The sequence below is a fragment of the Cupriavidus sp. CPT47-8839-RL05A genome (assembly GCF_058792255.1).
Genome location: NZ_JBYTEG010000032.1, coordinates 43641 through 64893 on the forward strand (window position 1 = coordinate 43641; position 21253 = coordinate 64893).

The following is a 21253-nucleotide window of genomic DNA, read 5'->3' on the forward strand; positions in this document are numbered from 1 at the left end:
GGCCGCGCGCCGGGACTCAGGCCGAGCGGGTGGTGCGCTTGCGCGCGGCCGGCTTGGCTGCTGCGGTCTTGCTGGCAGCGGTCTTGCTCGGGGCCTTCTTGGCCGCGGTCTTGGTTGCGGTCTTGCGCGCGGTGGTGCCGGCAGCGGTCTTGCGCGGCGCCGCGGCGCGGGTGCCGGCGGTCTTGGTCGCTGCCGTCTTGGTGGCGGTCTTGCGGGCCGGCTTGCGGATGGTGGCGATGGCGTCCGCGTCGGTGTCCTCATGGCCCATCGGCGGCGACGGCTCCTTCATGCCTTCGGGCAGGCGGGCCAGCGCGGGGCGCAGGTTGCTGGCGCGGCGCACGGTGCGCACCGGGGCTTCTTCCTCGTCCTCGTCCATCGGCTCGCTGGCCTTGGCCAGGCCGCGGCCGCCGGCGGCCAGCTTCATGCGCACCGGCTTGTCGCCCCAGATTTCTTCCAGGTTGTAGTACAGGCGCAACTGCGGCTGCAGGATGTGGACCACGGCGTCGCCACAGTCGACCAGCACCCATTCGCCGGTTTCCAGGCCCTCGACCGCCACGATATGGCCGCCGGCTCCCTTCACCGTATCCCGCACCGACGCTGCCAGCGCCTTGGTCTGGCGGTTGGATGTCCCGCTGGCAATCACCACCCGGTCGAACAGTTCAGTCAGGTGGCTGGTGTCGTACACCTTGATGTCCTGCGCTTTGACATCCTCGAGGCCGTCGACGATGGCGCGTTGCAGTTTACGAATATCCATGGTGTCTTCTTGTTCAGCTGAGATCGGTTGGGGGTGGGCGCCGGGACTGGGGCAACCCCGGTCATGCCCTGGCCGGGGCGTTGCGGTACAGCCCGTGGTTGGCAATGTAGTGTGCCACGCCGGGCGGCAGTTGGTCATCTGCCGGCTGGCCGGCTGCCAGCCGCTGGCGCAGGTGGGTGGAAGACAGGTCGACGGCGAGCGTCTGGTCGATCCACATCCGGCCGGAGGGCGTGCATTGTATCAGGTGCGTGTCAGCCTGGCGTTCGGCCAGTGCCGCCAGCACCGGACCCTCCAGTGCCGCCAGTTCAAAGCGCGGCCGCGTGGCGGTGCACAGGTGCACGTGTTCGAACAGTGCCTGCCAGCCGTGCCAGGTGTGCAGGCGCAGCAGCTGGTCGGCGCCCATCAGCCAGCACAGCGAGGTTTCGGGGCCGTATTCGGCGCGCAGCTGGCGTACGGTGTCGATGGTGTAGCTGGGGCCGGCGCGGTCCACTTCCATGCGGCTCACGCGGACTTTGGCGCCGCTGTCGCCAAGCGCCGCGGCGGCGAGTTCGGTCATGGCCAGGCGGTCGGCGGCAGGGGTCACGTCGTCGCCTTTTTGCCACGACTGGCCGGTGGGTATCCACACCAGCTCATCCAGCCCGAGGTGTTCGATGCACAGCCGCGCCAGTGCCAGGTGGCCGACGTGGGGAGGATCAAATGTGCCGCCCAGGATACCCAGGCGATAGGGGCGGGCGGACGGTTGCGGCGGTTCTCCCGCGTCGGCGGCGGGCTTGCGGTGTTGCGCTGGATTGGCCATAGGTCAGGCGTCAGGCCCAGTCGCGCGCTGGCAGGAAATCGGTGTACAGCGCCGCTTCGGGGCTGCCCGGTTCCGGTTGCCAGTCATAGCGCCAGGTCACCAGCGGCGGCATCGACATCAGGATGGATTCGGCGCGTCCGCCCGACTGCAGGCCGAACAGCGTGCCGCGGTCGAACACGAGGTTGAATTCGACGTAGCGCCCGCGCCGGTAGGCCTGGAAGCCGCGCTCGCGCTCGCCGTAGGGCGTGTCCTTGCGCGCCTGCAGGATCGGCAGGTAGGCGTCCAGGAAGGCGTCGCCGACCGATTGCATCATGGCGAAGCTGCGCTCGAAGCCCAGCGCGGAGAAGTCATCGAAGAAGATCCCGCCCACGCCGCGCGCCTCGTTGCGGTGGCGCAGGAAGAAATACTCGTCGCACCACTGCTTGAAGCGCGGGTACAGGTCGTCGCCGTAGGGCGCCAGCGCCTGCTGGCAGGTGCGGTGGAAGTGCGCGCAGTCGCCGGCGTCGCCGTAGTAGGGCGTCAGGTCCATGCCGCCGCCGAACCACCATACCGGCTCGGTCCCCGGCTTGAGCGCCAGGAAGCAGCGCACGTTCATATGGACCGTGGGCACATAGGGATTGCGCGGGTGGAACACCAGCGACACGCCCATGGCCTCGAAGCTGCGCCCGGCCAGTTCCGGCCGATTGGCGGTGGCTGACGGCGGCAGGGTGTCGCCGCTCACGTGCGAGAAGCCCACGCCGGCGCGCTCCATCACCGCGCCGCCTTCCAGGATGCGGGTGCGGCCACTGCCGCGCAGGCGTTCGGTGGGCGGTTTCTCCCAGGCGTCGGTCAGGAACGGCTGGCCGTCGATGGCACCGATGGCATCGGTGATGCGGTCTTGCAGACCGAGCAGATAGGCACGGACTGCCTGGGAATCGATCATGGTTGGCGGAAAGCGGATGGACCGGGCTGAGGGCAGCCTGGCAGCCTTGGCGGCTGCCGGGCGCGTCACAGCGTTGTCACGATTGTACCGGCTGAGGCGGCCGGCGGGTCGCGCAGGTCCAAAGCTGGCCGGCAAGGCGGATCAGCCATGCCGGCCGGAACGGCGTTTGCCGGGAAGGATCAGCGCTTGATGGCGCGGTAGCCGATGTCGGTCCGGTACTGCATGCCGTCGAAGCGAATCTGCTCGACCGCGGCATAGGCGGCGCGCTGCGCTGCCTTGACGGTGTCGGCCAGGCCCACCACGCACAGCACGCGCCCGCCCGAGGTCAGCAGGGTGCCGTCCTTGAGGGTGGTGCCGGCGTGGAAGGTCACGCTGTCGTCGGTCTCGGCCGGGATGCCGGTGATGGCGTCGCCCTTGCGCGGGCTGTCGGGATAGCCGTAGGCGGCCATCACCACGCCCAGCGCGGTGCGGCGGTCCCAGTCCAGCTCGATGCTGTCGAGCTTGCCGTTGACGGCGTGCTCCATCACATCGACCAGGTCGGTCTTCAGGCGCGCCAGGATCGGCTGGGTTTCGGGGTCGCCCATGCGGCAGTTGAATTCCAGCGTCTTCAGGTTGCCGTCCTTGTCGATCATCAGGCCGGCGTACAGGAAGCCCGTGTACGGGATGCCGTCCTTTTCCATGCCGCGCACGGTCGGCAGGATGATCTCGCGCAGCGCGCGCGCATGCAGCGCGGGCGTGACCACCGGGGCGGGGGAATACGCGCCCATGCCGCCGGTGTTGGGCCCGGCGTCGGCATCCAGCAGGCGCTTGTGGTCCTGGCTGGTGGCCAGCGCCAGCACGTTCTTGCCGTCGACCAGCACGATAAAGCTGGCTTCCTCGCCGTCCAGGAACTCTTCGATCACCACGCGCGCGCCGGCGTCGCCGAGCTTGTTGTCGGCCAGCATCATGTCGACCGCGGTGTGCGCTTCTTCCAGCGACATCGCCACCACCACGCCCTTGCCCGCTGCCAGGCCGTCGGCCTTGATCACGATCGGAGCGCCCTGGGCGTCGATGTAGGCGTGCGCCTGGGTGGCGTCGGAGAAGGTCTGGTAAGCGGCGGTCGGGATGCCGTGGCGCTCCATGAACGCCTTGGCGAAGTCCTTGGACGATTCCAGCTGCGCGGCAGCCTGGGTCGGCCCGAAGATGCGCAGGCCCTTGGCGCGGAAGATATCGACAATGCCGGCGGCCAGCGGGGCCTCGGGGCCGACCACGGTGAAGGCCACGCCCTCGCGCTCGGCAAAGGCGGCGATGACCTCGGGGTCGGTCAGCGGAACATTCTGCAGGCGCTTGTCGAGCGCGGTCCCGCCGTTGCCCGGCGCCACGTACACCACCTGCACCTTGGGGGACTGGGCCAATTTCCAGGCCAGCGCGTGTTCACGTCCACCCGAGCCGACAACCAATACTTTCATGATCACTGCCAGAAAAGAAACACATACTAAAAGGCGGCGGCCTGGGCTGTGTCCGGGGCGCCGCCGATGGGGGCTTGTTGCAGCTTAGTCTTCGATCACCGCATTGGTGAAGACTTCCTGCACGTCGTCCAGGTTTTCCAGGGCGTCGAGCAGTTTCTGCATCTTGGCCGCGTCGTCGCCGGCAAAGCTGACTTCGTTCTGCGGCTTCATCACCACGTCGGCCACTTCCGCCTTGAAGCCGGCGGCTTCCAGTGCGGCCTTGACCGCCGAGAAATCGTTGGGCGGGCAGGTGACTTCGATCGAACCGTCGTCGTTGGTGACGACGTCGTCGGCGCCGGCTTCGAGCGCGGCTTCCATCAGCTTGTCTTCCGGCGTGCCGGGGGCATACAGGAACTGGCCGCAGTGGGTGAACATGAACGCCACCGAACCTTCGGTGCCCATGTTGCCGCCGTGCTTGGAGAACGCATGGCGCACTTCGGCCACGGTGCGGGTGCGGTTGTCGGTCAGGCAGTCGACGATGATGGCCGCGCCGGCCAGGCCGTAGCCCTCGTAGCGGATCTCTTCGTAGTTGGCGCCTTCCATGCCGCCCACGCCGCGCTGGATCGCGCGCTGGATGTTGTCCTTGGGCATGTTCGCGTCCATGGCCTTGTCGATCGACAGGCGCAGGCGCGGGTTGGAGTCGACATCGCCGCCGCCGAGCTTGGCGGCAACGGTGATTTCCTTGATCAGGCGGGTCCAGATCTTGCCGCGCTTGGCGTCAGCGGCGGCCTTCTTGTGTTTGATATTGGCCCATTTCGAGTGACCGGCCATGATTCTCTCCGAAGCGGAATGCGGTGATCTGCGGTGATGTTGTGCGGGGTTGCCATGCGCGCCGTGGCCGGGTGGCAAAGCCCTCGGACAGCGCCCGCCAGGTGACGGATATGCCTGGCGGCTGGCTATAATCAGCCCAGGATTTTATCACGCGGGCCTGCCCGCGCCGCTGCCGTGGCGAGTCCCGCGGTGCCAGACCTCAAAACCCCAGGAACATCATGGCCGACCCCATCCTCATCGCCAAGAACGCCGAACATGAACTGGTGCTGCTGCCGCAGATGGGCAACCGGCACGGGCTGATCACCGGCGCCACCGGCACCGGCAAGACCGTCACGCTGCAGACCCTGGCGCAGGGCTTCTCGCGACTGGGCGTGCCGGTCTTCATGGCGGACGTCAAAGGTGACTTGACCGGCATTTCGCAGGCCGGCCAGCCGTCCGACAAGCTAAAACAGCGCCTGGCCGACCTGAACCTGCCGGAGCCGGCATGGGGCGCGTGCCCGACCACGCTGTGGGACGTGTTCGGCGAGAAGGGCCACCCGGTGCGCGCCACGGTCTCGCACATGGGCCCGCTGCTGCTGTCGCGCATGCTGGAGTTGAACGACACCCAGCAGGGCGTGCTGAACCTGGTGTTCCGCATTGCCGACGCCAATGGCCTGCTGCTGCTCGACGCCAAGGACCTGCGCGCCATGCTGCAGTACGTCGGCGACAACGCCGGCCAGTTCACCACCGAGTACGGCAATATCTCGGCCGCCTCGGTCGGCGCCATCCAGCGCGGGCTGATCGCGCTGGAATCGCAGGGCGGGGACGTCTTCTTCGGCGAGCCGATGCTGAACCTGGAAGACTTCATCCAGACCGAGAAGGGCCAGGGCGTGGTCAATATCCTGGCCGCCGACAAGCTGATGAACGTGCCGCGGCTGTACGCGACCTTCTTGCTGTGGATGCTGTCCGAGCTGTTCGAGAAGCTGCCCGAGGCCGGCGACCTGGACAAGCCCAAGCTGGTGTTCTTCTTCGACGAGGCCCACCTGCTGTTCAACGATGCGCCCAAGGCGCTGCTCGACAAGATCGAGCAGGTGGTGCGGCTGGTGCGTTCCAAGGGCGTGGGCGTGTACTTCGTCACGCAGAACCCGATCGACATCCCCGACACCGTGCTGGGCCAGCTGGGCAACCGCGTGCAGCATGCGCTGCGCGCCTTTACCCCGCGCGACCAGAAGGCGGTCAAGGTGGCGGCCACCACCATGCGCGCCAACCCCAAGCTGGACCTGGAAACCGCGATCAGCGAACTGGGCGTGGGCGAGGCCCTGGTGTCGTTCCTTGACGCCAAGGGCACGCCCTGCGTGACCGAGCGCGCCTGGGTGCTGGCACCGGGCAGCCGCATCGGCCCGGCGACGGAGGAAGAGCGCAGGCAGCTGATTGCAAGTTCGCTGGTGGCGGGCACCTACGAGAAGACCGTGGATCGCGAATCCGCCTATGAAAAGCTGCGCGGCAGCGTGGCGACGGTCGGCAATGGCAACGGCAAGGGCGCTGGCGGCGCGCCGGCGGGGCAGCCAGCGGGCGAGCAGGACAGCGGCTGGCTCGGCACGGCCGGCGACATCTTCGGCACGCTGACCAAGGGCACCGGCAAGACCGGCCGCGGCGATTCGATCCTGGAGTCGATGGCCAAGTCGGCCGCGCGCACGGTGGGCTCGCAGGTCGGGCGCGAGCTGATCCGCGGCGTGCTGGGGAGCCTGCTGGGCAAGAAGAAGTAAAGCCCCGGACTGACGCAATGACGGAAAGGGCCGCGCGAAGCGGCCCTTTTCCTTAGCGGCGCTGCGCTTGTTGCTGCGCCTTGGCCGCTGCCGCATCCTCGCGCATCTTGCGCGCGAACATCCGCGCGAAGAACCACCCCATGCCGATGATGAAGACGATCACGCCCAGGCTCATCAGGCCGGTGCTGGTACTGAACAGGATCTTGAAGGCTTCCATGCTTGGCTCCCTTTGCTTTGGCGATGGCCGCCGGCGAGGTCTCGCCGGCGCCTGCCGCCAGTGTAGGGAGCCCTGTGGCGCGGACTATTGAGGCCGGTCAAGCGCAAGCCAGCCCGCCGCGCGCCACTCAGTTCTTGGTGCCGAACAGGCGGTCGCCCGCATCGCCCAGGCCCGGCACGATGTAGGCGTGCTCGTCGAGATGGCTGTCGAGCGAGGCCACGAACAGCTGCACGTTCGGATGCGCCTTCTGGAACACCTCCACGCCCTCGGGCGCCGCCACCAGCGCAACGAAGGTGATGGCCTCGTCCTTCACGCCGCGCCGCTTGAGCACATCCACGGCATGCGCAGCCGAATAGCCCGTGGCGACCATCGGGTCGCACAGGATGAAGCTGCGGTCCTCCACGTCGGGCAGGCGCACCAGGTATTCCACCGGGCGGTGCTGCTCGTCGCGGTACACGCCGATATGGCCGATGCGCGCCGACGGGATCAGCTCGACCAGGCCGTCGCTCATGCCCACGCCCGCGCGCAGTACCGGCACGATGGTCAGCTTCTTGCCGGCGATCACCGGCGCGTCCAGCTCCACCAGCGGCGTCTCGATGCGGCGCGTGGTCAGCGGCAGGTTGCGGGTGATCTCATAGCCCATCAGCAGCGTGATCTCGCGCAGCAGTTCGCGGAAGGTGCGCGTCGACGTTTCCTTGTCGCGCATGTGCGAGAGCTTGTGCTGGATCAGCGGGTGGTCGAGGATGAACAGGTTGGGAAAGCGCGGGTCTTGTTTCATGGCTGGCGGCGAGGGCTCGGCGGGATAGGGGCAAGCAGGTGAAGCGGGCGGCGAGATCGGGTCGACCAGCGCGCCGCGCCGTTGCAGCCGGATTGTAATGGAAGCGGGCCGCCCTGCCCGTGGCTTCGCTTTCGGGACCCGCTACGCCAGCGCCGCCGGCGGGCTCCCTGAACTGCCGGGAGCGTCCGGCGGCGCCTTGCGCTAGTCGAGCGCGCGGTTCTTCGACTCGATATCCACCATGTAGATGGCGATTGCCGCCACGGCAAGAAATGACGAAAGCAGCGCAAGGGCGAGGGTGAACTGGCTGGCCATGATCGGTGCAATGATGGACGGCGCGAACAGGCCGCCAAAGCGCGCCATCGCACCCGCAGTGCCCATCCCGCTGGCCCGCAGGTCGGTCGGGTACACCTCGGGCGTGAAGGCGTAGAGGGCGCCCCAGGTACCGAGGAGCGAGAAGCTCATCAGCAGGGTCGAGCCGACGATAAGCGCGGTGGACGTACCCAGGCTGTAGAGCATGCAGCCTGCCGCGCTGAGCAGCAGGAAGCCGATCAGGGTCGGCTTGCGGCCCCAGCGCTCGACGCCGTGCGCGGCCAGCGCGAACCCGGGAAGCTGCACCAGCGCGAGCACGATCAGGAAGACCTGGCCGCGCATGAAGCCAAAGCCCTGGCCCGCCAGCTTGACCGGCAGATAGACGAAGACGCCGTAGTAGGCGATCGAGATGAGCGCCCAGGCGGCAAGCAGGCAGATGGTGCGGCGCCGGCATCCGCGCGCGAACAGCGCAAAGACCGACTTGCGCTCCATCGGCTGCGGCTCCAGGTTGCCGATTTCAACGGACACGCGATTGGCGGTGGCGACACGCTGCAGCACCGCGCGCGCCTCGGCCGAGCGTCCCGATTTATTCAGGTAGAGCGGAGACTCGGGAACAAAGAAACGGAACACCACGCCGACCAGGGCGGGGATGCCCGTGACGAGGAAGATCAGCCGCCAGGCATCATTGCCTCGCGACACGGCGATCAGCGCAAGAATGGCGAGCAGGATCGTGCCGACGGCCCAGAACGACTCCAGCAGGACCAGCCAGCGACCGCGCCGGTCCGAGGGCAGGAACTCGGCCATCATGGTGTAGTCGACCGGCAGCGTGCCGCCAACGCCGATGCCGGTCAGGAAACGCAGCAACAGCAGCCACTGGAAGTCCGGTGCAAAGGCTGAAGCGACACCGCAGATGGCGTCGATGACCACCGCCATCATCAGCACTGGCCGGCGTCCGATCCTGTCAGCCAGCCGGCCGAACACGAAAGCGCCGATCAGCATGCCGACAAAGAACATCGTCCCGGTCTGCAAGGCCGTCGGTACGGGAATGCCAAACGTCGCCGCGATCGACGGCGCGGTGAAGCCGATCGACAGCACCTGCATCGCGTCAGCGAGCCAGACCAGGCCGAAGATGACAAAGAGCCGATACTGGAACCGGCCGACGCCGGCCGCGCGGATGCCTTGCTCGATCGTGATGGTTTGAGACGACGCTCCCCTCGCGCTGGGCTGCGGAGCCGAGCCTAGCGTGACTTCCGGGATGGTCGTTGTTGCCATGGATGAAATTGATGACGACATGTTGTCTACCTGTCTTTATAGGCTGGTTCTTGAACTCGGACGCACACGTTTATCGAAGCGGGGCCAGACGGTACTGACTAATGCGTGATGATCACACCGGGGCAGTCGCACCGAATTGCAACGAAACGTGGTGAGTACTCCAATTGGCGAGGCTGGAACTAACCTGGTAGCACGCTCGCGACACCTGCTTGGTTCTGATACGACATAGTCACTCCTTGTTGTCTACCCTTGGTTGGTCCAGGCCCGGCCTCCCGGTCGGCGCTGCGGGGGACTATGCAAGCCCCGGGCCAGCGCTTCCGGTGATGTAAAGGGCCAATCTTTTAGTTTTGTTGTCTCGTCTGCCGCTTGCGGCGCGCCGTCCTTGTGCGGGGAGGCACCGCTGCGAGCCACGCGGCACTCATGTAGTGCGCACTACATGATCGTTCAGCGTAAGCTACATGAAACTGGCGGGCAAGGCCGAATTGCGTTTTCCCTCCTCGGGGTTTTCCCGCGCGTGGCGCGCATGGCGCCGGCGCGGGAATGCACGTGTCCCTGCCCGGTGGCGAAGCGCCTTGCCAGGCACGGCGCAGGTGCGGTCAGCGTGGATGCGGAAGGCCGGCGCGCCGGCCCCGCAAGGTCTGGATTAGTCCTGGTGGGCAGGCGCCGCGCGCAGGCGCGCGACGGTGTTCTCCAGGTCCTGCCATGCGGGTTTGTCGGGCGCAAAGCGCGCGCGCAGGTACTGCGTCAGTTGCGCGATCTGCTGGTCGTCGAGCGTGTCGGCATAGGCCGGCATCGCCCCCAGTTCGCTGTTGGGCGGTGCCGGCATGCCTTGCAGCAGCACCTGGATCACGTTGTCCGGCAGCTTGCTGTGCAGGTTCGTATTGAGCGCCAGCGAAGGCTTGACGCCGAACTGGGCGATGCCCTGGTCCGACTGGTGGCAGACCGCGCATGCGCTCTGGTACAGGCGTTCGCCGGGACCGCCCAGGGTGCGCGCGGCCTGCGCGCTGCGCTGCTCGATCTGCGCTGCCTGTGCGGCCAGTACGGCAGGCGAGGGCGCTGGCGTGCCGAACGAGGCCACGTAGTGCGCAATCGCGCGCACGTCGGACTCAGGCAGTTGCGCCAGTTCCTCGACCACCGGTGCCATCGGTCCGGCCGCGGCGCCATGGTGCGGTGCATAGCCGCCGCGCAGGTAGGTGAACAGCGCCGCTTCGGTCCAGGGCAGCGGTGCTTGCGACAGCGCGGTCAGAGGCGGCGCTTCCCAGCCTTCGGCGCTGCCGCCGGTCAGGTACTGGCGGCCGCCCTTTTCGCCGCCGAGCGCGTTGCGCGGCGAATGGCAGGCGCTGCAGTGGCCCAGCCCTTCAGCCAGGTACGCGCCGCGATTCCATTGCGCGGAGCGCGACGGGTCCGGTGTAAAGCGCTCGTTGCGATGGAACAGCAGGTTCCAGCCGGCCAGCAGCGGGCGCACGTTGAAGGGGAACGCCAGCTGCGTCTGCGGGACTTCGGCTTTCACCGGCTCTGCCGACATCAGGTACCCGTATAGCGCCTGCATGTCGCCGTCGCTGATCTTCGCGAATGCGGTGTACGGGAACGCGGGATACAGGCGGCGCCCGTCGCGGTGGATGCCCTCGCGCATGGCGCGCTCGAACGCGGCGAAGGACCAGTTGCCGATGCCGGTCTGCACATCCGGGGTGATATTGGTGCTGTAGACCGTGCCGAAGGGCGTCTCCAGCGGCAGGCCGCCGGCGTTCTTCACGCCGCCCGGCACGGTATGGCAAACCGCACAGTCTCCCGCGGCGGCCACCAGCCGGCCGCGTTCGAGCGTGGCGGCGGAATAGAAGCCCGCTTCGGGCGGCGCCACCGGTGCGATCGGCGCGCGCCAGGGCAGCAGCGTGGCGCACACGCCCGCAGCGGCAGCGGCGGCTGCGGCGATCCAGCCGCGCTTGCTGCGCTGGTTGCCGGGCCTGGCCTCGGCCAGCGCCAGGCGGATGCGGTCGGCGCTGAAGGGCGGCGCGCGCAGGCGCACGCCGGTGGCATCGTAGATGGCATTGGCCACGGCCGCGGCGGCGGGCATGGTGCCGGTCGGGCTGGCAGCCAGCGCGTCATGCGGGGCGAGCGTGCCGGCCAGGCGGACTTCCGGCAGGGCGCTGCCCGGCACGGCTGGCAGCGCCGGCCTGGCAGATGGCGCCTCGGCCGGCCAGGTGTCGAAGGCGGGCGTGGCCGACGTCAGCTGCAGGGCAGCATCGGCCACGGCCAGCTCGAGCGAGCGCGCGGACGGCGCGGCTTGCGCGCGCGGCAGCGATTCACTGTCATGCCCCACCGTCACGCGCGTGACCGCCAGCTCGCCGGTGGTGCCGTCGACCTCGACCTCGGCCACCCATGCCGACCAGGTCTGCCCGGCTTCGTGATCGATGGTGTGGGCATAGGCAAAGCCGCGGCCGCGCTGTACGTTGCCTGCCGCTGTGTTGGCGCGGGGCGCGGCCGGCGTCCAGGCGGCGCGCTCGGCCACTTGGCGTACCAGTGCCGTGCCGCGCGCATCGTCGAGATGCGCCAGCCGCAGCGCGACCGGATCGGTGCCGGAGGCGGCGGCAAGCTCGTCGAGATGGGATTCCCGGGCGAACACCTGGGCCCGGGCGGCCGCCAGTGGCGCGGCATCGAACGCGGCGGCGTTGCCTGTCGCAACCAGGTCGACATGCGGGATGCGATAGGGCGGCATGGCGGTGTCGCCCGCATGGTCGGCATCGATGCCGTCCGCCACGGGCGATGCCGTATGCGTCAGCCACAGCGCCAGCGGTACGGCCGGGGCGGCGGTGCCCGCCAGCGTTGCGGCGTAGGCTTCGATGGCAGTGCCGGCCAGCGCGGTGTCGACGCGCATATCGAGCGCGGCATCGGCAAGACCCAGGTCGGCGGCACACAGCCGACGCATCACGGGCAGTCCGGCGGCGTGGGCCAGCAGCGCCGCGTCGGCGGCGGCGTGCGGCGCGAGCAGGGCGGGGTCCGCGCGGTCGTCGGGCGCCTGCCAGCAGGCCAGCACCACCTGTTGCTGCGCGATGCCCAGCAGCGCGGCAAGCTCGGCGCGCAGCGCGCCAGGGCGCGTGCTCGGCAGCCACACGGTCAGCTTGCCGTCGCGCCAGTCGGCGACGGCCGTGCAATACGCCTCGCCGCGGGTGCCGGCCAGCGGCCACTGGTAGTGCTGCGTGTGGCGCGCAGCGCCGCCAGCCAGCACCGCATCGGCATTGCCGCGCCGGGCCAGCGCGTGGCGCGTTACCGGCGCGTCGCCGGCGCGGGGCGGGGCGGACCATCGTGCCTGCAGCGCCTGGATTGCGTCGGCGGCCTGTGCGCCGGAAGCCGCCGCCACGCCGGCAAAGTTGTTGCGGATGACGACCGCGCGCACGCCCGGCAGCGCCAGCGCGGCCTCGCGCTGCGCGCCCAGCAGGCGTGCCGCCAGCGGCTTGCCGTCGATCCAGCGCAGGCCAGGCGGTGTCAGCACCCGGGCAACCAGGCAGTCGGCGGCGGGCGGCGGCATGCTGCCCGCGACCGCGGTCGCAGGGGTGGCCTGGGGCACGAGTCCTTCGTTCACGATGCGGCCCCCGCGGCCGCTTGCCGTTGCAGCATCGCGGCACGTTGCACCGCGCGCACGATTTCCACGTGGGTGCCGCAGCGGCACAGGTTGAAGCGCAGCGCCTCGCGGATCTGGGCCTCATCGGGATCGGGATTCTGCGCGAGCAGCGCCTTGGCGGTCATGATCATGCCATTCAGGCAATAGCCGCATTGCGCGGCCTGCTCGTCGATAAACGCTTGCTGCACCGGGTCGGGCTGCGCATCGGTGCCCAGTCCTTCCAGCGTGGTGACGGCGTGCCCGACCACGGCCCTGACCGGCAGCACGCAGGCGCGCGCCGGCATGCCGTCCACCAGCACCGTGCAGGCGCCGCACTGGCCCAGGCCGCAGCCGTACTTGGGCCCGTTGCAGCACAGGTCGTTGCGCAGGATGTAGAGCAGCGGCGTGTCAGGGGCCACGCTCAGCGTGTGCTCGGCGTGATTGACTTGCAGCGTCAGGGGGCGGGGCGTGTTCATCGGGGGCTTGGGGGCGGTTTGAACATCACGCATCGCTGCGCCGCGCCCCTTCGATGAGGGGCTGCGGCGGGCAGGGTTGGTCAGGCGTCAGGCCGCTGCGGACAGCGTCCCGGTCCCGGCCGACACCAGCGGCACGTTGAAGACATCGTAGCCGAAACACCAGTCGGGGTTCTCGTTGCTGCGCAGCCAGGTGTTGTTGTGCGAGACCAGCTGGACCTTGCTTGCGCGCTCGTTGCGGTTCGCTTCATACAGCGCGAATGCCGAGGCGAAGTCGTCCACGCCGGTCTCGGTGAAGCAACGCGTAAGCATCGCGGCATCCTCGATCGCCATCGCGGCGCCTTGTGCCATGTGCGGCTTCATCGGGTGGCAGGCATCGCCGAGCAGCACCAGGCGGCCCCGGCTCCACAACGGCAGCGGGTCGCGCTCCAGCAGCGGCCACTTGGTCACTTCGACGGTGCCTTCGATCAGCGACTGCACACCCTCGTGCCAGCCGTCGAATGCGGCGCGCATTTCCTCGATGCTGCTCGGCACCCAGCTCTTGCTCATGTCCCAGTCGGGCTCGGGCACGCCGGTGACGTAGTAGATCTCGTCGAGCTTGCTGGTATCGAAGTAGACCATCATGTGGCGGTCGTCGGTCCACCACTTGGTGCAGCGCTCATGCGTGAAGCCCTTGACGCGCGAGATCGGGAACACCGCGCGATGCGCCACGTAGCCGGTGTACTTGGGCGGCTCGGCGCCCAGCAGCGTCTCGCGGATGCGCGAGTTGACGCCGTCCGCGCCGATCACGATGTCGGCCTCTTCGACCGTGCCGTCGGTGAAGCGCAACTGCACCACGTCGCCCTGGTCGGTGACGCTGTCCAGCTTCTTGTTGAAGAACAGCGTGTCGGGCGCCACGGCGTCGGTCAGCAGCTTGTGGAAGTCGCCGCGGTGCACGGTCAGGTAGCTGGCGCCGTAGTGGCGCTCCGCGTAGTCGCCCAGCGGGATCTGCGCGATCACCGCGCCGCTCAGGCCGTCGCGGCTGTACCAGTAGTCGGGGTGGCAGCCCATGTCGTTGAGCGCGTCCTCGATGCCGATGCGCCGCATGATCTTCATCACGTTGGGCCCCACATGGATGCCCGCGCCCAGGCGCGAGAACGCCGGTGCCTGTTCATACAGCCTGACTTGGAAGCCGGCTCGCTGCAGCAGGGCGGCCGCGGCCGTCCCTCCGAGTCCGGCGCCGACAACTGCGATTCGCGGTTTGCCTTGCACGTTCTTTCTCCTGGCAATGACACAAGGTCGATGGGGGCTGGGGCGGCCACTCGGCCGACCGTTGAAAACGAGTGTACACACTCAAAATATCAAAGTAAAAGAAGAAATTGATGAACCTATGGAAAACCCTTACTGAAACGTGAAGACGCTCGCACATCGCGCTGTATCGGTGAATTTGCGCGCAAAAACAGGGATTGGTTAGTTAAGTATGCACTGAACGAGTGAATTCGCGGCGACGCAGATTCTGTTTGCCTAGATAAAGTGTGTACACTACAATCAATCGCAGCATGCAGGGCCCCCAGGGCGAAGCAGGCAGGGTAGACAGACAAACAGATGACGGAGTCGACAGTGCAGAAAGTTTTCCGAATCGGCCAGATCGTGCCGAGCTCCAACACCACCATGGAAACCGAGATCCCGGCGATGCTGGCCGCGCGCCAGCTGGTGCGCCCGGAACGCTTCACGTTTCACTCAAGCCGGATGCGGATGAAGAAGGTGGTCAAGGAAGAGCTGGCGGCCATGGACGCCGAATCCGACCGCTGCGCGGTGGAACTGAGCGACGCCCGCGTCGACGTGCTCGGCTACGCCTGCCTGGTCGCCATCATGGCCATGGGCCACGGCTACCACCGCGTGTCCGAGCAGCGCCTGCAGGCGCATACCGCCGAGAACGGCGGCGACGCGCCGGTGATCACCAGCGCCGGCGCGCTGGTGGATGCGCTCAAGGTGATGGGCGCGAAGCGCATCGCCGTGGTGGCACCCTATATGAAGCCGCTGACCGAGCTGGTGGTCGACTACATCCGCAATGAAGGCTATGAGGTGGTCGACTACCGCGCGCTGGAAATCCCCGACAACCTTGAGGTGGGCCGCCATGACCCGGCGCGGCTGCCGGAGATCGTCGCGCAGATGAATACGGCCGACGCCGATGTCATCGTGCTGTCGGCGTGCGTGCAGATGCCGTCGCTGCCGGCCGTGGCCAAGGTCGAGGCAATGACCGGCAAGCCTGTGGTTACCGCCGCCGTCGCCACCACCTATGCGCTGCTGAAGCGGCTGGGGCTGGAGCCGGTGGTGCCGGGCGCCGGCGCGCTGCTGTCGGGCGCGTACTGAAGGGGGCGGCCATGGCAGACAGCACCTTTCTCTACGGCGCCAACGTGAACGCCAACGGCATCCGCCAGCACTACCTGCGCTATGGCGGGCAGGGCGGCGCGCGCGCGCAGCGCGATGCCGTCATCATCGTGCCGGGCATCACCAGCCCGGCGGTGACCTGGGGCTTTGTCGGCGAGCAGTTCGGGCGGCAGTTCGATACCTATGTGCTCGACGTGCGCGGCCGCGGCCTGTCGCAGGCCGGCGCTGAGCTGGACTACTGCCTCGATGCGCAGGCTGCCGATGTGATCGCGTTTGCCAAAGCGCTTGGCTTGCAGCGCTACGCCATCGTCGGCCATTCGATGGGCGCGCGCATCGGCATCCGCGCCGCGCGCAGCAAGCCGGCAGGCCTGACGCGCCTGGTGCTGGTCGATCCGCCGGTGTCGGGCCCGGGCCGCCGCCCGTATCCGTCGCAACTGCCGTGGTACATCGATTCGATCCGGCTGGCGCAGCAGGGCATCGACGTGGAAGGCATGCGCCGCTTCTGCCCGACCTGGACCGAGGACCAGCTGCGCCTGCGCGCGCAATGGCTGCATACCTGCGACGAGCGCGCGATCCTGGCCAGCTTCAATGGCTTCCATGAGGACGATATCCACGCCGACCTGCCGCACGTCGCCGTGCCGGCCCTGCTGATGACCGCCGGCCGCGGCGACGTGATCCGCGAGGAAGACGTGCAGGAGATGCGCAAGCTGCTGCCCGCATTGCTGCTTGCGCATGTCGCCAACGCCGGCCACATGATCCCGTGGGACGACGAGGCCGGCTTCTACCGCGCCTTCGGCGACTTCCTGGGTGCGGCGCTGAACTGATCAAGGAGCGAACATGCCCGTAAGCGATTACGACCTGACCGCGGCGTGGAAGCAGGTGTTGACGCTGTCGAAGCTTGAGCCGGGACAGACCGTCACCGTGCTGACCGGCGCCGCCACGCATCCGCAGACGCTGCGCACCGCGATGGTGGCGGCGGCATCGATGGGCGCCATCGTCAACCGGCTCGACCTGCCGCCGGTCAACGGCGAAAAGGCGCTCAGCCGCGACGCGCTGGCCTACCTCGGTACCACGCCGCTCACCGGCAATCCCGCCGCCATCGCTGCGCTCAAGGCGAGCGACCTGGTGCTGGACCTGATGACGCTGCTGTTCTCGCCCGAGCAGCACGAGATCCTGGCGCAAGGCACCAGGATCCTGCTCGCGGTGGAGCCGCCCGAAGTGCTGGCGCGGCTGGTGCCGACCGAGGCCGATCGCGCCCGCGTCAAAGCGGCGACAGCGCGGCTGGGCAAGGCGCGCGAGATGCATATCGTGTCCGACGCCGGCATGGACCTGCGCTGCCGCCTGGGCGAATTCCCGGCGATCAGCGAGTACGGCTTTGTCGACGAGCCCGGCCGCTGGGACCACTGGCCGAGCGGCTTCGTGCTGACCTGGCCGGACGAGGGCGGCACCAACGGCACCATCGTGCTGGACCGCGGCGACATCCTGCTGCCGATGAAGTCCTATCTCCAGGCGCCGATCCGCATCACGGTCGAAGCCGGCTACGTGCGCAGCATCGAAGGCGGCGTGGACGCCGAGCTGCTGGCCGACTACATGGCCTCGTTCAACGACCCCGAGGCCTATGCCATGTCGCATATCGGCTGGGGGCTGCAGCCGCGCGCCAGCTGGTCGGCGCTGGCGATGTACGACCGCGAGGCCACCATCGGCATGGATGCGCGTGCCTACGAGGGCAACTTCCTGTGCTCGTTCGGTCCCAACAACGAAGCCGGCGGCAGCCGCACCACCGCCTGCCATATCGATATCCCGGTGCGCCACTGCACCGTCAGCCTGGACGGCGAGCCGGTGGTGGTGCGCGGCAAGGTGATGGACGGCCACCACGCGCCGGCCGCTTCTCTCTACAAGGACGCGCGCCATGGATGACGCCGTGCAGACTTACCAGCGTCAGGGCTTCGGCGCGTCGATGGAACTGAAGGCCCCATACGGCCTGCTGATCATCGACTTCGTCAACGGCTTCGCCGATCCGGCGGTGTTCGGCGGCGGCAATATCCCCGAGGCGATCCGCAATACCCAGCCGCTGCTGCGCAGCGCGCGCGAGCAGGGCTGGCCGGTGGCGCATAGCCGCATCGTGTTTGCCGACGACGACAGCGACCACAATATCTTCACGCTGAAGGTGCCGGGCATGCTGACGCTGAAGGAGGATGGCCACAACAGCAAGATCGTGCCGGAGCTGGCCCCCGCACCGGGAGAGCTGGTGGTGCGCAAGACCGTGCCGTCGGCGTTCTTCGGTACCTCGCTGGCGGCGTGGCTGACGCAGCGCGGCGTGCAGACGCTGCTGGTGGCGGGGTGCGTCACCAGCGGCTGCGTGCGCGCCAGCGTGGTCGACGCGATGTCGCTGGGCTTCCGCCCGCTGGTGGTGTCGGATTGCGTAGGCGACCGCGCGCTGGGTCCGCATGACACCAACCTGTTCGACATGGCGCAGAAATACGCCACCGTGCTGACGCGCGACGAGGCGCTGGCGCAGGTTGCCGGCGTGCGCGCCGCCGCCTGAGGCGTGGCGATGCGGCCAGGCCTGGCGTCAGCCTGCCGCCGCGCGCCGGCCGCGGGCCGGTTTGCGCGGCGCGGCCGGCGGCGCCACATCCGCATCCGGCACCGCGCCGGGCACGGCCACCGCGCGCAGCACCGTCTGCTGGATCACATCGCGCCAGTGCGCCAGCGCGGGCGGGCTCATCATGGGTTCGCCCAGGAAGGCGCTGAGCGTATGATGGTTGGAGTTGTAGAAGTAGCCAAGCGAAGCGATCACCATATAGACATCGCGCGCGCGCGCATCGGGCCGGAACAGCCCCGCGGCCTTGCCGCGCGCGAGGATGCCGTCGAGCACCGACAGCGCGTAGCTGGAGATCTCGCGCAGCCGCACCGACTTCTTCGCGTGCTTGCCCTGGCTCATGTTCTCGCTGATCAGGATGGCGACGAACTCCGGATGGTCGAGGTAGTACTGCCAGACGAAGTCGATCAGCTGCGACAGCGCGCGCACGGGGTCGGCAGCGTCGAGCTCATGTTCCAGCTGCTGCTCGGCTTCATTGAGCTGCAGGTAGATGGTCTCCAGCACTTCAACAAACAGCTTTTCCTTGCTGCCGAAGTAGTAATAGATCATCCGGTCGTAGGTCTTGGCCAGCGACGAGATGCGTTCGATGCGGCCCCCGTCGTAGCCGCGCTGGGCGAAGACCTTGATCGCAGCCTTCAGGATGCGGTCGCGGCTGTCCTGCGCTTGCCTGGCCCGCGTGCCGGCTGGCGCCCGCTTTGCGGTTGGCTTGGGCGCGGTCGTGATCGTCATGGTCGATGCTTGGGCTATTCCACTGTTGGCTTGCAGTATAGCGGGCGCCCCGGGGCGCAGCCGGTGAAGGAGATGGCAGAACGATGACGGCAACCAACCTGCAACCCGCGGCACAGGCCGACGCCGACACGCCGCGCACGCTGCGGCTGGCGCTGCTGCAGGCCACCGGCGTGCTGCTGGTGACGCGCGCCCCGCAGGCGGCGCCGCGGCCCGCGCCGGGCCAGCCCGGCGCGGCTTCGGACTACGTGCCGGCGCTGCCGGACATCTTCATTGCCGTGCGCGACAGCGGCGAGGTGCTGGCCTTCAACGGCCACGTCGACCTGGGCACCGGCATCCGCACGGCGCTGGCGCAGATCGTGGCCGAAGAACTCGACGTGCCGCTCGAACGCGTACGCATGGTGCTTGGCCATACCGAAGCCACCCCCAACCAGGGTCCCACTATCGCCAGCGCATCGATCCAGATCTCGGCGCTGCCGTTGCGCCGCGCCGCGGCACAGGCCCGTGCGTGGCTGCAGGCGCGTGCCGCGCAGCACCTCGGCGTAGAGGCCGGCAGGCTGGAGGCAGAGGACGGCATGTTCCGCGATCCCGGCACGCAGGCCAGCATCGGCTATGGCGCGCTGCTTGCCGGCGAGCACCTGGAACTGCCGCTGGCCGAAGACATACCGACCAAGCCGGTCGAGTCCTACCGCATCGTCGGCCGCGCCGCGGGCCGCGTCGATATTCCCGGCAAGGTGCGCGGCGCGCTGACTTTTGTCCACGACGTGCGCGTGCCCGGCATGCTGCATGGCCGCGTGGTGCGGCCCCCATATGCGGGGCGCGACAGCGGCGACTTTGTCGGCAACAGCCTGCTGGAAGTCGACCGCGACTCCGTGCGCGATATACCCGGCCTGGTCGATGTGGTGGTGCGGGGCGATTTTGTCGGCGTGGTGGCCGAGCGCGAGGAATACGCGGTGCAGGCCGCGCGCCGGCTGCGCGTGCGCTGGAAGCCGGTGCCGCCGCTGCCCGCGCTGGACGATCCGGAGCCCGCGCTGCGCGCCAACCCCGCCACGCGGCGCGAGTTGCTGTCCGACGGCGAGCCGCCGGCAAGCGGCGCCGGCAAGGTCTTGCAGCGGCGCTTCGTCTGGCCGTACCAGATGCATGGCTCGATCGGCCCGTCATGCGCGGTGGCCGACTGGCATGACGATGGCCTGACGGTGTGGTCCGGCACGCAAAACCCGCATGTGCTGCGCATCGACCTGGCCAGGCTGTGCGGGCTCGGCGAAGACCGCATCGAGGTCGTGCGCATGGAGGCCGCCGGCTGCTACGGGCGCAACTGCGCCGACGATGTCTGCGCCGACGCGGCACTGCTGGCGCGCGCGGTCGGGCGGCCCGTGCGCGTGCAGCTATCGCGCGAACAGGAACACCTGTGGGAGCCCAAGGGCGCGGCCCAATTGATGGACGTCAGCGCTACGCTGGGGCCGGACGGCGCGCTGCTTGGCTATGACTTCACCAGCCGCTATCCGTCCAACGATGCGCCCACGCTGGCGCTGGTGCTGACCGGTGCCGTGCCCAACGCGCCGCGCACGCTGGAGATGGGCGATCGCACCGCCGTGCCGCCATACGCGTATGGCGCGCGCCGCATCGGTTGCGACGACACTCCCGCGATCGTGCGCGCGTCCTGGCTGCGTGGCGTGTCGGCGCTGCCCAATGCGTTTGCGCATGAGTGCGTGATCGATGAGCTGGCGGCAGAGGCGGGTGCCGATCCCGTGGATTTCCGGTTGCGGCACCTGCCGGATGAACGTGCCGCGGCCTTGCTGCGTGCCGTGGCTGAAGCGGCTGGCTGGCAGCGGGGCGTGGCCGGGTCGCGGGGCATCGCGGATGCCGATGGCCGGCTGCGCGGCCGGGGCGTGGCCTATGCCCGCTATATCCACAGCCGTTTCCCGGGCTTCGGCGCAGCCTGGTCGGCCTGGGTGGTGGACCTGGCGGTGGATGCCGGCAGCGGCCGCATCACCATCGAGAAGGTGGTGGTCGGGCAGGATACCGGCATGATGGTCAATCCCGACGGCGTGCGCCACCAGATCCACGGCAACGTGGTGCAGACCATCAGCCGGGTGCTGAAGGAGCAGGTGCGCTTCGATGCGGATGGGGTCGCCAGCCGCGAATGGGGCAGCTATCCGCTGCTGACCTTCCCGGAAATCCCGCCGATTGAAGTGGTGCTGATGCCGCGCCAGTCGGAGCCGCCGCTGGGCGCGGGCGAATCGGCCTCGCTGCCGGGCGCGCCGGCGCTTGCCAATGCCTTGTTCGATGCGCTGGGGGTGCGGCTGCGCCGGCCGCCGTTCGTCCCTGAGACGGTGCTGGCGGCGCTGAAAAGCTGACTGTTTGCTCCCTCTCCCGCAAGTGAACTGACCCCGTAAAGTTGGAGAGTCAAAGCTAGGTGGAACCGAACTGAGCCCTGTA

At 68.4% G+C, this 21253-nt stretch carries 18 protein-coding genes; 6 read left to right on the forward strand and 12 right to left on the reverse strand.

Annotated elements, in window-relative coordinates; genetic code table 11:
- Positions 1–16: 16 nt before the first annotated feature.
- The 5 genes from rsfS to AC3WVS_RS29270 all read right to left on the reverse strand — a co-directional run bounded on the left by rsfS (position 17) and on the right by AC3WVS_RS29270 (position 4730).
- On the reverse strand, positions 17–754 hold the full coding sequence (gene rsfS / locus AC3WVS_RS29250) for a ribosome silencing factor (RefSeq protein ID WP_492321431.1): 738 nt from the start codon (positions 752–754) through the stop codon (positions 17–19).
- Between the two features lie 61 nt (positions 755–815).
- On the reverse strand, positions 816–1550 hold the full coding sequence (locus tag AC3WVS_RS29255) for a nicotinate-nucleotide adenylyltransferase (protein ID WP_492321432.1): 735 nt from the start codon (positions 1548–1550) through the stop codon (positions 816–818).
- Positions 1551–1560: 10 nt separating this feature from the next.
- Positions 1561–2472 (reverse strand): oxygen-dependent coproporphyrinogen oxidase, encoded by a 912-nt coding sequence (gene hemF, locus AC3WVS_RS29260; RefSeq protein ID WP_492321433.1) that lies wholly within the window; start codon positions 2470–2472, stop codon positions 1561–1563.
- A 179-nt stretch (positions 2473–2651) separates the two neighbouring features.
- Positions 2652–3920 carry a phosphoribosylamine--glycine ligase gene (gene purD, locus AC3WVS_RS29265; protein ID WP_010812906.1) on the reverse strand — a complete coding sequence of 423 codons (1269 nt, stop codon included), beginning with the start codon at positions 3918–3920 and terminating at the stop codon, positions 2652–2654.
- 84 nt (positions 3921–4004) lie between these two features.
- A complete protein-coding gene (locus AC3WVS_RS29270) occupies positions 4005–4730 on the reverse strand; it encodes a YebC/PmpR family DNA-binding transcriptional regulator (protein ID WP_010812905.1) in 726 nt (241 codons plus the stop codon).
- A gap of 218 nt (positions 4731–4948) precedes the next feature.
- Here AC3WVS_RS29270 and AC3WVS_RS29275 point away from each other — a divergent pair, with 218 nt between their 5' ends.
- On the forward strand, positions 4949–6475 hold the full coding sequence (locus tag AC3WVS_RS29275; protein ID WP_492321434.1) for a helicase HerA-like C-terminal domain-containing protein: 1527 nt from the start codon (positions 4949–4951) through the stop codon (positions 6473–6475).
- Between the two features lie 52 nt (positions 6476–6527).
- On the opposite strand, the gene AC3WVS_RS29280 is transcribed toward AC3WVS_RS29275, so the two are convergent.
- The 6 genes from AC3WVS_RS29280 to AC3WVS_RS29305 form a co-directional block, all read right to left on the reverse strand.
- Positions 6528–6692 carry a DUF3149 domain-containing protein gene (locus AC3WVS_RS29280; RefSeq protein WP_010812903.1) on the reverse strand — a complete coding sequence of 55 codons (165 nt, stop codon included), beginning with the start codon at positions 6690–6692 and terminating at the stop codon, positions 6528–6530.
- A gap of 127 nt (positions 6693–6819) precedes the next feature.
- Entirely contained in the window at positions 6820–7470 is a 651-nt protein-coding gene (upp, locus tag AC3WVS_RS29285; RefSeq protein WP_010812902.1) for a uracil phosphoribosyltransferase, read from the reverse strand.
- 201 nt (positions 7471–7671) lie between these two features.
- Positions 7672–9072, reverse strand: a complete 1401-nt coding sequence (locus tag AC3WVS_RS29290) for an MFS transporter (RefSeq protein WP_492321435.1) — start codon at positions 9070–9072, stop codon at positions 7672–7674.
- 622 nt (positions 9073–9694) lie between these two features.
- A complete protein-coding gene (locus AC3WVS_RS29295; RefSeq protein ID WP_492321446.1) occupies positions 9695–12574 on the reverse strand; it encodes a c-type cytochrome in 2880 nt (959 codons plus the stop codon).
- A 50-nt stretch (positions 12575–12624) separates the two neighbouring features.
- The gene (locus AC3WVS_RS29300) at positions 12625–13122 is read right to left on the reverse strand and encodes a (2Fe-2S)-binding protein (protein WP_492321436.1); all 498 of its coding nucleotides are present in this window, start codon (positions 13120–13122) and stop codon (positions 12625–12627) included.
- Positions 13123–13209: 87 nt separating this feature from the next.
- Positions 13210–14370, reverse strand: coding sequence for an FAD-dependent monooxygenase (locus AC3WVS_RS29305; protein ID WP_492321437.1), 1161 nt, complete (start codon positions 14368–14370; stop codon positions 13210–13212).
- 348 nt (positions 14371–14718) lie between these two features.
- Between AC3WVS_RS29305 and AC3WVS_RS29310 the strand changes: the two genes are divergently transcribed.
- From AC3WVS_RS29310 to AC3WVS_RS29325, 4 genes are read left to right on the forward strand one after another with little or no spacing between them, the layout of a single operon-like run.
- A complete protein-coding gene (locus AC3WVS_RS29310; protein WP_010812897.1) occupies positions 14719–15471 on the forward strand; it encodes a maleate cis-trans isomerase family protein in 753 nt (250 codons plus the stop codon).
- Positions 15472–15482: 11 nt separating this feature from the next.
- Positions 15483–16313: an alpha/beta fold hydrolase gene (locus tag AC3WVS_RS29315; RefSeq protein WP_492321438.1), complete on the forward strand. Its 831-nt coding sequence runs from the start codon at positions 15483–15485 to the stop codon at positions 16311–16313.
- Positions 16314–16326: 13 nt separating this feature from the next.
- Entirely contained in the window at positions 16327–17406 is a 1080-nt protein-coding gene (locus AC3WVS_RS29320; RefSeq protein WP_492321439.1) for a 2,5-dihydroxypyridine 5,6-dioxygenase NicX family protein, read from the forward strand.
- Entirely contained in the window at positions 17399–18034 is a 636-nt protein-coding gene (locus tag AC3WVS_RS29325; protein WP_492321440.1) for an N-carbamoylsarcosine amidohydrolase, read from the forward strand. The genes AC3WVS_RS29320 and AC3WVS_RS29325 overlap by 8 nt, the downstream gene beginning before the upstream one ends.
- Before the next feature lie 27 nt (positions 18035–18061).
- Here AC3WVS_RS29325 and AC3WVS_RS29330 read toward each other — a convergent pair whose 3' ends face one another.
- The gene (locus tag AC3WVS_RS29330) at positions 18062–18817 is read right to left on the reverse strand and encodes a TetR/AcrR family transcriptional regulator (RefSeq protein WP_492321441.1); all 756 of its coding nucleotides are present in this window, start codon (positions 18815–18817) and stop codon (positions 18062–18064) included.
- Positions 18818–18900: 83 nt separating this feature from the next.
- On the opposite strand from AC3WVS_RS29330, the gene AC3WVS_RS29335 reads away from it, so the two are divergent.
- Positions 18901–21171, forward strand: a complete 2271-nt coding sequence (locus AC3WVS_RS29335; protein WP_492321442.1) for a xanthine dehydrogenase family protein molybdopterin-binding subunit — start codon at positions 18901–18903, stop codon at positions 21169–21171.
- Positions 21172–21253 lie beyond the last annotated feature (82 nt).